Here is an 11,002-nt window from a genome sequence, read left to right as displayed (position 1 = left end):
CCGGCACCCCTCGGGGTGCCGGCCACCGGCCCGTCTCCGTGCTGCTCCCGCACCGTGCTGCTAGCGGTCCACCACCCGGTCGAAGTGCGTGGTGGTGTGCCGGACCTGGAGGGCGAGCTCCTCGCCGATCGCCGGCGGCTTCGCCTCGGACGGCAGGAACAGCAGCGACACCTGCATGTGCGGCGGCTCGGCGAACCAGAGCTGGCGGCCCTCCCAGTTGTACGGGGAGCGGGTCTTGTTGACGGTCGCCAGACCGGCCCGGGCGATGCCCTTGGCACGGGAGGAGACGCCCTGCACGTACTTCGGCGCCTCCAGGCCGATGCCGTGCGCCGTGCCGCCGGTGACCACCAGCAGGTGCCCGTCGGAGGGCGCCGGGTGCTGCCGGTAGCCGTACCGGTCGCCCTTGACCACCGGGGTCACGTCCAGGACCGTCCCGCGGACCTCCAGCGCACCGGAGTCGCCGAGCCAGAGCCGGGTGCCGATCCGGGCCCGGAAGACCGTGCCGGGGTAGCGCTCGGCGAGCCGGGCCATGCCCGCGGCGCCGAGGTGACTGACGAACACGGTGCGCACCGGCAGACCGGCGGCCGAGGCGGCGTCCACCCAGTGGGCGACCTCGTCCACCGGGTCGGTGCCGTCCGGCCGGTCCATCGGCAGGTGCAGGGCCAGGCCCTCGAAGGAGACGCTGTCCACCAGCTCGGCGACGGCCGCGAGGTCGCCCGCGCCGACGCCGTGCCGGCGCATGCTGGTCATGCACTCGATGACCACCCGCGCCCCCGGCACGGCACGCAGCGCGGCCACGCTCGCCACGGTGCGGATGACCCGGGCGTGCGGCAGCGCGAGCACCTCCTCGCCGATCCGGTACGGCGTCAGGACGAGCAGCTCGCCGCCGTACCAGGTGGCCGCGTCGGCGGCCTCGTACGCGGTGCCGACGGCCAGGATGCCGGTCCCCAGCAGGGTCGCCTCCTCGGCGAGCCGCTGGTTGCCCAGCCCGTAGCCGTTGCCCTTGGCCACCGGCACCAGGCCGGGGAACTCGGCCAGCACCGACTGCTGGTGAGTGCGCCAGCGGCCGGTGTCGAGGTAGAGCGACAGCGTCATCGGGTCATCTCCCGGGGAGAGGGGACAAGGGGGCGGAGCGGGGTCAGCGTCGCGACATGTACATGTCGAGGGCCTTGTGCAGCAGCTTGTTGAGCGGGAAGTCCCACTCTCCGAGGTACTCGGCGGCCTGGCCGCCGGTGCCCACCTTGAACTGGATCAGCCCGAAGAGGTGGTCGTTCTCGTCCAGGGTGTCACTGATGCCGCGCAGGTCGTACACGCCCCCGCCCAGTGCGTACGAGTCGCGCATCATCCGCCACTGGATCGCGTTGGAGGGCTTCACCTCGCGCTTGTGGTTCGCGGAGGCGCCGTAGGAGTACCAGACGTGCTCGCCGACCACCAGCATCGTCGTCGCGGCCAGCGGCTCGCCCTCGTGGTAGGCGATGTACAGCCGCATCCGGTTCGGGTCCTCGGCCGTCAGCGCGTTCCACATCCGCTGGAAGTAGGCCAGCGGGCGCGGCGTGAAGCGGTCCCGCTCGGCCGTCACCAGGTAGAGCTGGTGGAAGACCGCGAGGTCCTCGTAGCCGCCCTGGACGACCTCGACGCCGCTCTTCTCGGCCTTCTTGATGTTGCGCCGCCAGAGCTGGTTGAAGCCCTTCTGGATGTCGTCCAGCGAGCGGTTGGCCAGCGGCACCTGGAACACGTAGCGCGGCTGGACGTCGCCGAACCCGGCGCCGCCGTCCTCGCCCTGCAGCCAGCCCGCCTTGCGCAGCCGGTCGGCGACCTCGAAGGCGCGGGCCTCGTACCAGTCGGCCTCGACGTCGCGCAGGCGCTTGGCCTGCTTGGCGGCGATGGCCTCCTTGATGGTCGGCGCGTCCCAGCGGCGGATGACCACCGGCGGGCCCATCTTCACCGAGAAGGCGCCCTGCGACTTGAGGTGCGCCAGCATCGGCTCCAGCCAGCGGTCCAGGTCGCGGTCGAACCAGTCGATCACCGGGCCCTCGGGCAGGTACGCCAGGTAGCGCTTGATCTTGGGGAGCTGGCGGTAGAGCACCAGGCCGGCTCCGACGATCTCGCCGGAGTCGTCGAACCAGCCGATCGACTCCGAACGCCACTCCGCCTTCACGTCCCCCCAGGACGGCACCTGCATGTGGCTGGCCGAGGCGCGGGTCCGGATGAAGGCGAGGTGCTCCTCGCGGGTGATCGTCCTCAGGCGCAGACTCATGCTCGGTGCTCCTTGTTGGTCGGGCTCAGCTGCCCAGGGTCTGTCAGTGACCCTATCGTCCGGATCCCGGACCGCTACGGGTGCGGGCAGTGCGGCGCCCTCGTCCCCGTACCTGTCATCGGTAGGTACGGAGCGAGGGCGCCGGTGGTTCCGCCGGTGACGCTGCCGGGCGCGTGCCGCGGGGGCGGATCCCGGGGGCGCGTCAGCGCGCGGGGCTCACCAGAGGCCGCCGTGGGCGAGACCGAGGCCGAGGCCGAACGCGGCCATCCCCGTCGCGATGACCAGGACGAAGCGTTCGGCTGTGGTGACGGAGACGAACTGCCCCCACAGGCCGGTGGCGGCGCCGAGGAGCCCGGTCCACGAGCTCAGCATGTGCAGGCCGTGGAAGAACGAGGTCGTGAACGCCAGCACGCCCAGGACGGCGGCCACGCCCACCAGGGTGTTCTCGCGGGGATGCCGGTGGCCGTCGGTGTTGAGGGTGAGTGCGGGGAGTCGGTGCATGGAGAGTGCCATGAGTCCCACCTCCGGAGGAGGACGAGCGGCGGTCGCGTCCGTCGCGGCCGTTCCGTCCAGATTGCGGCGATTGGGGGGTGGATCACAACCCCTATGCGTTTTGTTCGGCCGACCGGGTGCGGGTAGGGTGTGAGGTCTGCACTGGTGTAGTTGTGCCCCTCCGTGCCCTCTTACGGGTCCGGGAGGCTCGAATGTCGGACCCGGCCACTACGGTGAGCCGGTGTCGTCACTACTCCGGTGCCGACGCTGCACAACCCTCCTGCCACGGAGAGACCGTGGCCGTTGAGTCCAAAGGAGGTGGGTTACCCATGCGTCACTACGAGCTGATGGTCATCCTCGACCCGTCGGTCGAGGAGCGCGCTGTCTCCCCCCTGATCGAGAACTTCCTCACGGTCGTCCGCAATGGCGGCGGCAACGTGGAGAAGGTCGACACCTGGGGCCGTCGCCGTCTGGCCTACGAGATCAACAAGCAGTCCGAGGGCATCTACTCGGTCATCGACCTCAAGGCCACGCCTGAGGTCGTCAAGGAGCTCGACCGCCAGCTTGGTCTGAGCGAGTCGGTCCTCCGGACCAAGGTCCTGCGCCCGGACACCCACTGAGCCACCGCTGACGCCCTCGGGCGCCAGGTGACTCGCGTCGCCTGTTTCACGTGAAACAGCGCGGCGAGCATTGAACGGACGACTCCACCGAGAGGTCACCACCACCATGGCAGGCGAGACCGTCATCACCCTCGTCGGCAATCTCGTCGACGATCCCGAGCTGCGCTTCACCCCGTCGGGTGCGGCGGTCGCGAAGTTCCGTATCGCGTCCACCCCGCGCACCTTCGATCGTCAGACGAACGAGTGGAAGGACGGCGAGAGCCTCTTCCTCACGTGCAACGTCTGGCGGCAGCCGGCGGAGAACGTGGCCGAGTCGCTGCAGCGCGGCATGCGCGTGATCGTGCAGGGCCGACTGCGCCAGCGGTCTTACGAGACCAAGGAAGGCGAGAAGCGGACGGTCTTCGAGGTCGAGGTCGACGAGGTCGGCCCGAGCCTGCGCTCGGCGACCGCGAAGGTCACCCGGGCCAACCGGTCCGGTGCCCCGGGCGGTTCCGGCGGTCCTGGTGGTGGCGGCGGCTTCGGCGGCGGCGGCCAGCAGGGTGGCGGGTTCTCCGGCGGCGGGCAGCAGAGTGGCGGTGGCTGGGGCGGAAACTCCGGCGGCGGCCAGTCCGGCCCGTCCGACGACCCGTGGGCTTCCAGCGCTCCCTCTGGTGGAAACCAGGGTGGCGGCAGCTGGGGCGCCCCTGCCGGTGGCGGCTTCTCGGAAGAGCCCCCGTTCTAAACGCTGACAGATTTCGTGCGATCCGGCGCCTGCCGGCTCAGCGTCCGCGCTGACCCGCTGGTCCGGACCGTAAAAACCAAATGGAGCACACGATGGCGAAGCCGCCTGCTCGCAAGCCTAAGAAGAAGGTTTGCGTCTTCTGCAAGGACAAGGTCAACTACGTTGACTACAAGGACACGAACTTGCTCCGCAAGTTCATCTCCGACCGCGGGAAGATCCGCGCCCGCCGGGTCACCGGCAACTGCACCCAGCACCAGCGCGACGTCGCCACGGCCGTGAAGAACAGCCGTGAGATGGCGCTGCTGCCCTACACCAGCACCGCGCGCTAAGAGAGGGTGACCGAATAATGAAGATCATCCTCACGCACGAGGTTCCGAACCTCGGTGGTGCCGGCGAGGTCGTCGAGGTCAAGGACGGCTACGCCCGCAACTACCTGGTCCCGCGTGGCTTCGCCATCCGCTGGACCAAGGGTGGCCAGAAGGACGTCGACGCCATCCGTCGCGCCCGCAAGGTCCACGCCATCCAGACCCTTGAGGCTGCCAACGAGGTCAAGGGCAAGCTGGAGGGCCTGCAGGTCAAGCTGGCCGTTCGCTCCGGCGACGCCGGCCGCCTGTTCGGCTCGGTCACCCAGGCCGACATCGTCGAGGCCGTCAAGGTCGCCGGCGGTCCCCTGGTGGACAAGCGCGCCGTGACGATCGCTTCGCCGATCAAGACCGTGGGCGCCCACAAGGTCTCGGTCAAGCTGCACGCCGACGTCCAGGCCAACCTCGACGTCGCCGTCGTCTCCGCCTGAGTCCCGTAGCAGTGGCCTGAGGGCCGGGTTCCCTGACGGGACCCGGCCCTCGGTCGTTCCCCGCCTCGGCCGCTCAGACCCGGACGGCGCCGGTGACCAGCCACCTGCCGGTCCGCTCGCGCCCGTACAGGAAGGCGCCGCGGACGAGCATGAACAGGTTCATCGCCCACCAGAGGCCCGGCAGGCCGAGCCCCAGGGCCGGCACCGCGAGTGCCGCCGGGACGAACGCCACCAGCGTGCCCAGCATCGCCCAGGCCAGGTAGGTGCCGTCGCCGGCGCCCATCAGCACGCCGTCCAGGACGAACACCAGGCCGGCCACCGGCTGGGTCAGCGCGACCAGCAGCAGTACGTGGGACAGCTGCTGCTGCACCGCCGGGTCCGGGGTGAACAGCGGCACGTAGAGCGGTCTGGCGACCACCAGCAGCAGCCCGAGCACGACACCGGAGCCCACCCCCCACTCGACCATCCGGCGGGCTGCGGCCTTCGTGCCGGGCACGTCCCCGGCGCCCAGGTAGCGGCCGACGATGGCCTGGCCGGCGATCGCGATGGCGTCCAGGGCGAAGGCGAGGAAGCTCCACAGGGTCATCGCGACCTGGTGGGCCGCGATCTCGTCGTCCCCGAGCCGGGCCGCCACCGCGGTGGCGATCATGAGGACCGCCCGCAGGCTGAGGGTGCGGACCATCAGCGGGCCGCCGGCCCGCGCGCAGGCCCGGATGCCGGGCAGGTCGGGCCGCAGGCTCGCGTGCTCCCGGCGGGCGCCGCGCACCACCACGACCAGGTAGGCGGCGGCCATCCCGGTCTGGGCCAGCACCGTGCCCCAGGCCGAGCCGGCCACGCCGAGACCGGCGCCGTAGACCAGGCAGAGGTTGAGGCCCAGGTTGGCGGTGAAGCCGCCGATGGCGACCAGCAGCGGGGTCCGGGTGTCCTGGAGCCCGCGCAGCACGCCGGTGGCGGCCATCACCATCAGCATCGCGGGCAGGCCCAGCGCGCTGATCCTGAGGTAGGTCACGGCGTACGGCGCCGCGGTGGGGGAGGCGCCGAGCGCCGCCACCACCGCGGGTGCCAGCAGCAGGGCGAGCGCGACCACGCCGAGGGAGAGCAGCAGGGCCAGCCAGATGCCGTCGAGGCCCTGCTGGATGGCGGCCCGGCGGTCGCCGGCCCCGATCCGGCGGGCGACGGCGGCGGTGGTGGCGTAGGCGAGGAAGACGAACACGCCGGCAGCGGTGGCGAGGGCCGCCGAGGCGACACCGACGCCCGCCAGCTGGGCCGTGCCGAGGTGGCCGACGATCGCGGAGTCGGCCATCAGGAAGAGCGGCTCGGCGACGAGGGAGCCGAAGGCGGGAACCGCGAGCGCGAGGATCTCGCGGTCGTGCTGGCGGCGGTCTGCTGGCGGTGTCATGGCGCTCAGGCTACTCATCCACAGGTAAGAGTCACAAGGTGATGTCGGTCATTACTGTGAGCCATGGCACGGAGTGTCCACAGGGTCGGACCACCGACAGGTCCACACGCGTGTGAAGTATTTCTCATGCACAGCCCGTGGAAGAAGTACTTGCAGGTCAGCCCGTTGACGGTGGACAGATGGTGTGGTTATCCACAGTGCTGTCCACAGGGGTGTCCACAGGTTTGCCCGGGTTCTCCACAGGGACGGGCCCGTCATCCACACGCCCTGTGGATAACCGCCTTGGCCGAAGGGCGCCCGGAGCCTTAGCGTGGGGCGCTCAGCCGACACTCCCGTCACCGCCCGCCGTCCGCTATCGCGGCACGGTGGCGTAGAAAGAGGAGCGGACGACCGCTCCACCGAGCCACCGCACGGCCCGCTCCAACTCGCACCAATCGCTGATCGGGGAACACGCGTGACCGGCCCCCAGTACGACGACCAGGACGCTCCGCCGCCGCCGGAGGACGACTGGCAGCCGTCCGACGACGCCTTCGCGGCGGGCCCGTTCGCGGACGCCCCCTTCCCGGAGGGTCCGGGGGACCGGCTGCCGGTCTCGCGCAGCCGCACCGGTGGCGGTGGCGGCAACGGCCAGGTCGAGCGCGCCGGTGGTGGCGGTGGTGGCGGCGGTGGCGGCAAGGGGCGCGACGGCGGATTCCAGCGGGGTGGCGGCAAGCAGCGACGGGACGAGGAGCCCGAGCGCTCCGGCTCCGCCGACGGGTTCGAGCGGGTGCCCCCGCAGGACCTCGCCGCCGAGCAGTCCGTCCTCGGCGGCATGCTCCTGTCCAAGGACGCCATCGCCGACGTCGTCGAGGTCCTCAAGCCGCACGACTACTACCGCCCGGCCCACGAACTCGTCCACAGCGCGATCCTCGACCTCTACGCCCGCGGCGAGCCGGCCGACCCGATCACCGTCGCCAGCGAGCTCACCAAGCGCGGCGAGCTCGTCCGGGCCGGCGGCCCCGGCTACCTGCACACGCTGGTCAACTCCGTCCCGACCGCGGCCAACGCCGAGTACTACGCCGAGATCGTCCACGAGCGCGCCGTCCTGCGCCGCCTGGTGGAGGCCGGCACCCGGATCGCCGGCATGGGCTACGCGGCCGAGGGCGACGTCGACGAGATCGTCAACGCGGCCCAGGCCGAGATCTACGCCGTCACCGAGCAGCGCACCAGCGAGGACTACGCCCCGCTCTCCGACATCATGGAGGGCGCCCTGGACGAGATCGAGGCCATCGGCTCCCGGCAGGGCCAGATGTCCGGCGTCCCGACCGGCTTCGCCGACCTCGACGCGCTCACCAACGGCCTCCACCCGGGCCAGATGATCGTGATCGCGGCCCGGCCCGCGATGGGAAAGTCCACGCTCGCCCTGGACTTCTCCCGGGCCTGTTCGATCACCAACGGCCTGCCGAGCGTGATCTTCTCGCTCGAAATGGGCCGCAACGAGATCGCCATGCGCCTGCTCTCCGCCGAGGCCCGGGTCGCCCTGCACCACATGCGCTCCGGCAACATGACGGACGACGACTGGACCAGGGTCGCCCGCCGGATGCCCGACGTCACCAACGCCCCGCTCTACATCGACGACTCACCGAACCTGTCGATGATGGAGATCCGCGCCAAATGCCGCCGGCTCAAACAGCGCAACGACCTCAAGCTCGTCGTCATCGACTACCTCCAGCTGATGCAGGCCGGCGGCTCCCGCCGGGCCGAGAGCCGCCAGCAGGAGGTCTCCGACATGTCGCGAAACCTCAAGCTGCTGGCCAAGGAACTCGAAGTCCCCGTCATCGCGCTCTCCCAGCTGAACCGTGGCCCCGAGCAGCGTACGGACAAGAAGCCGATGGTCTCCGACCTGCGTGAGTCGGGCTCGATCGAGCAGGACGCCGACATGGTCATCCTGCTGCACCGCGAGGACGCCTACGAGAAGGAGTCCCCGCGCGCCGGCGAGGCCGACCTGATCGTGGCCAAGCACCGTAACGGCCCCACCGCCACCATCACGGTCGCCTTCCAGGGTCACTACTCACGGTTCGTCGACATGACCAGGGAGTAGCTCCCGGCGATCCTCGCGGCGCGGGGGTGCCGCTGCTCAGCGCCTCGTCCCGTACCTGGTCACGACCACGCCGCCGGGAAACGTCCGGGTCTCCACCAGCTTCAGGTTCACCCAGCTGTCCAGCGCGGTGAAGAACGGCGTGCCGCCGCCCACCAGGACGGGGTGGGTGGCGATCGCGTACTCGTCGATCAGCCCGGCGCGCATGGCCGCCCCGGCGAGTGTCGCGCCGCCGATGTCCATCGGGCCGCCGTCCTCGGCCTTGAGCCGGGTGATCTCGGCGATCGCGTCGCCGGTGACCAGGCGGGTGTTCCAGTCGACCTGGTCGATCGTCGAGGAGAACACCACCTTCGGCGTGTCCCGCCAGCTCCGCGCGAACTCGATCTCCGCCGGGGTGGCTCCGGGCCGCTGGTCGCCGGTCGGCCAGTAGGAACTCATCGCCTCCCACAGCTTGCGCCCGTACAGCGACAGGCCGATCGCCTGCTCGTGGTCGAGCCACCACTGGAACAGCTCGTCGCTCGGGGGGCCGCTCCAGCCGATGTCGTCGCCGGGCGCGGCGATGTAGCCGTCCAGGGTCAGGTTCATGCCGTAGATCAGTTTCCGCATGGGCCGGCCTTCCGTCCGTGGGGGTCGGGCGTACGGTCGGCGCGGCGCGGGAGACTCGTCGGGGCGCGATCCGGGCTCGCCGGCAACCCTCGTGCTTGGAACTCAGCTTGGTGCACTCGGCCGACTCGGACAAGCCGTCCGGCCCGCCCCTCGCCCGTGCGGGGCAGGGCCCGGTTATCCGCGGTCCGGATCCGGCTCGGCGACGCCGCCCGGGGGCGTCGCGGGTTTCGTGTGGAGGATCTCGCGGGCCTGGTCCGCGGCGCGGATGATGCTCTCGCTGACGAAGTCGACGAAGCGGGCGATGTTCTCCAGGCGGGCGGCGGCCGGGCTGTCGGCGCCGAGGACGCCGACGCCCTGCCGGGCCGTCTCGGCGAGCTGGGTGGTCCCGCGGGCGCTGGCGATCATGGACTGGTACCAGACGTCGTCGTCGACGACGTAGCGCTCGCGGCGGCGGTCGTCGCGTTCCCGGCGGATGAGGCCCTGGCTTTCGAGGAACGTGATCGCCTTGGAGATGGACGCCGGGCTCACCTGAAGGCGCTCGACGAGTTCGGACGCGGTGAGGCTGCCCGTGTCGCTGGTGTAGAGGCAGGTCAGCACCCGGGCCATCATCTTGGGCGTGCCCGAGGCCATCAGGGTGGTGGTCAGCGTCTCCTCGTACCGGCGCACCGCCTCGGCGTCGCGCCCGTAGGCCTGCGGGGGCGTCTGCGACCCGGCCGGCGCGGCCTGCCTGCGGCGGTGGGCGCGGTGTTCGGTGGAGCGGTGGGCGAGTTCGGCGCGGTAGGCGGTGGGGCCGCCGTTGCGCATCACCTCGCGCGTGATCGTCGAGGTCGGGCGGTCGAGGCGTCTGGCGACCTCCGCGTAGGCGAGGCCGTCGGCCAGCCCCAGGGCGATCTGCTGGCGTTCCTGCTGGGTGAGCCTGCCTCCCGGCATCGCGGTCTCCTTCGTCGTCCGTGGTGTCCTCAGTATAGCGTTCACCGACAGTCCATTGCAACGCAAGTGCCGATGGTCGTTGCATTAAATTCTGAAGCATTGCAACGATTTAGGCGCTCTGAGCTGCATCGATGACATTGATGCGCAACGAATCCGTTGCCAATTTCATGAACGCAACGTAGCTTTTCCCTCATCAGAAACAGCGGGCCGACAGGGCGCACGCTGCAGAACAGGGAGAGCACGATGCAGAAGTTCGACACCCCCGCCCCGATCTCCGCCGTCCTCGACGTCCCCGCGGGACGCATCAGCTTCATCGCCGCGGACCGGACCGACACGACCGTCGAGGTGCGGCCCGCGGACGCCTCGAAGAGCCGCGACGTGAAGGCGGCGGAGCAGACCACGGTCGAGTACGGCGACGGCGTGCTGCGGATCGGGGTCGCTCCGGCCAGGAGCCGGATCCTCGGTTCCCCGGGATTCGTCGAGGTGACCGTCCAGCTCCCCGCCGGCTCCCGCATCGGGGCGAAGGCGGCCGCCGCCGAGTTCCGGGGCGTCGGACGGCTCGGCGACGTGGCCTTCGAGGGCGCACAGGGCACGGTCAAGCTCGACGAGGCAGCGAGCGCCCGCCTCACCCTCCTCGCCGGAGACATCTCGGTCGGCCGTCTGGGCGGCCCCGCGGAGATCAGCACCCAGAAGGGCGACATCCGCATCGCCGAGGCCGTTGGCGGCACCGTCGTGCTGCGCACCGAGGCCGGCGACGTGACGGTCGGCGCGGCCCGCGGAGTCTCGGCCTCGCTGGACGCCGGCACCACCCACGGCCGGATCCACAACGCGCTCACCAACACCGACGGCGCCGCCGCCGGCCTGAGCATCCACGCGACCACCGCCTACGGCGACATCACCGCCCGCACCCTCTGAAGGAGAAGCCACCATGACCAACCCGGCCATCTCGGCTGTCGGTCTGCGTAAGTCGTACGGCGGGAAGGTGGTGCTGGACGGCATCGACCTGGCCGTCCCGGCGGGGACCGTCTTCGCGTTGCTCGGCCCGAACGGGGCCGGCAAGACCACCGTCGTCAAGATCCTCTCCACCCTGGTGAGCGCCGACGCCGG

General features: G+C 70.8%; 13 protein-coding genes. 7 read left to right on the top strand and 6 right to left on the bottom strand.

All coding sequences use genetic code 11. The features are described from left to right. Positions 1 to 60: 60 nt before the first annotated feature. From ACFUK0_RS37895 to ACFUK0_RS37885, 3 genes are all read right to left on the bottom strand, one after another. A complete protein-coding gene (locus ACFUK0_RS37895; RefSeq protein ID WP_380258218.1) occupies positions 61 to 1,095 on the bottom strand; it encodes an alanine racemase in 1,035 nt (344 codons plus the stop codon). A gap of 43 nt (positions 1,096 to 1,138) precedes the next feature. Beyond that, complete coding sequence (locus tag ACFUK0_RS37890; protein ID WP_380258216.1) at positions 1,139 to 2,257, bottom strand: lipid II:glycine glycyltransferase FemX; 1,119 nt, start codon at positions 2,255 to 2,257, stop codon at positions 1,139 to 1,141. 216 nt (positions 2,258 to 2,473) lie between these two features. Beyond that, a complete protein-coding gene (locus ACFUK0_RS37885) occupies positions 2,474 to 2,770 on the bottom strand; it encodes a hypothetical protein (protein WP_380258214.1) in 297 nt (98 codons plus the stop codon). A gap of 308 nt (positions 2,771 to 3,078) precedes the next feature. Here ACFUK0_RS37885 and rpsF point away from each other — a divergent pair, with 308 nt between their 5' ends. The 4 genes from rpsF (at position 3,079) to rplI (ending at position 4,883) form a co-directional block, all read left to right on the top strand. Next, on the top strand, positions 3,079 to 3,369 hold the full coding sequence (rpsF, locus tag ACFUK0_RS37880) for a 30S ribosomal protein S6 (protein ID WP_380258212.1): 291 nt from the start codon (positions 3,079 to 3,081) through the stop codon (positions 3,367 to 3,369). A 106-nt stretch (positions 3,370 to 3,475) separates the two neighbouring features. After that, a complete protein-coding gene (locus ACFUK0_RS37875; protein ID WP_380258210.1) occupies positions 3,476 to 4,090 on the top strand; it encodes a single-stranded DNA-binding protein in 615 nt (204 codons plus the stop codon). A 92-nt stretch (positions 4,091 to 4,182) separates the two neighbouring features. Continuing rightward, positions 4,183 to 4,419 (top strand): 30S ribosomal protein S18, encoded by a 237-nt coding sequence (gene rpsR / locus ACFUK0_RS37870; RefSeq protein WP_030304537.1) that lies wholly within the window; start codon positions 4,183 to 4,185, stop codon positions 4,417 to 4,419. 17 nt (positions 4,420 to 4,436) lie between these two features. After that, positions 4,437 to 4,883, top strand: coding sequence for a 50S ribosomal protein L9 (rplI, locus tag ACFUK0_RS37865; RefSeq protein ID WP_380258208.1), 447 nt, complete (start codon positions 4,437 to 4,439; stop codon positions 4,881 to 4,883). A gap of 73 nt (positions 4,884 to 4,956) precedes the next feature. Here rplI and ACFUK0_RS37860 read toward each other — a convergent pair whose 3' ends face one another. Continuing rightward, complete coding sequence (locus tag ACFUK0_RS37860) at positions 4,957 to 6,282, bottom strand: MATE family efflux transporter (protein WP_380258206.1); 1,326 nt, start codon at positions 6,280 to 6,282, stop codon at positions 4,957 to 4,959. A gap of 454 nt (positions 6,283 to 6,736) precedes the next feature. On the opposite strand from ACFUK0_RS37860, the gene dnaB reads away from it, so the two are divergent. Next, complete coding sequence (gene dnaB / locus ACFUK0_RS37855) at positions 6,737 to 8,362, top strand: replicative DNA helicase (RefSeq protein WP_380258204.1); 1,626 nt, start codon at positions 6,737 to 6,739, stop codon at positions 8,360 to 8,362. Positions 8,363 to 8,398: 36 nt separating this feature from the next. Here dnaB and ACFUK0_RS37850 read toward each other — a convergent pair whose 3' ends face one another. Together ACFUK0_RS37850 and ACFUK0_RS37845 are read right to left on the bottom strand one after the other, a co-directional pair. Further along, positions 8,399 to 8,965, bottom strand: a complete 567-nt coding sequence (locus ACFUK0_RS37850; RefSeq protein ID WP_380258202.1) for a dihydrofolate reductase family protein — start codon at positions 8,963 to 8,965, stop codon at positions 8,399 to 8,401. Positions 8,966 to 9,139: 174 nt separating this feature from the next. Further along, positions 9,140 to 9,895 carry a helix-turn-helix domain-containing protein gene (locus tag ACFUK0_RS37845; protein ID WP_380258200.1) on the bottom strand — a complete coding sequence of 252 codons (756 nt, stop codon included), beginning with the start codon at positions 9,893 to 9,895 and terminating at the stop codon, positions 9,140 to 9,142. Between the two features lie 243 nt (positions 9,896 to 10,138). On the opposite strand from ACFUK0_RS37845, the gene ACFUK0_RS37840 reads away from it, so the two are divergent. Continuing rightward, entirely contained in the window at positions 10,139 to 10,810 is a 672-nt protein-coding gene (locus ACFUK0_RS37840) for a DUF4097 family beta strand repeat-containing protein (protein WP_380258198.1), read from the top strand. A gap of 13 nt (positions 10,811 to 10,823) precedes the next feature. Continuing rightward, positions 10,824 to 11,002 (top strand): ATP-binding cassette domain-containing protein (locus ACFUK0_RS37835; RefSeq protein WP_380258220.1); only part of this gene is annotated, 179 nt, incomplete at its 3' end.

Source organism: Kitasatospora sp. NPDC057223, assembly GCF_042669755.1.
Lineage (GTDB): Bacteria > Actinomycetota > Actinomycetes > Streptomycetales > Streptomycetaceae > Kitasatospora.
The sequence above is the reverse complement of the archived record's forward strand: the minus strand, read 5'-3'. Positions and strand labels throughout refer to the sequence as shown.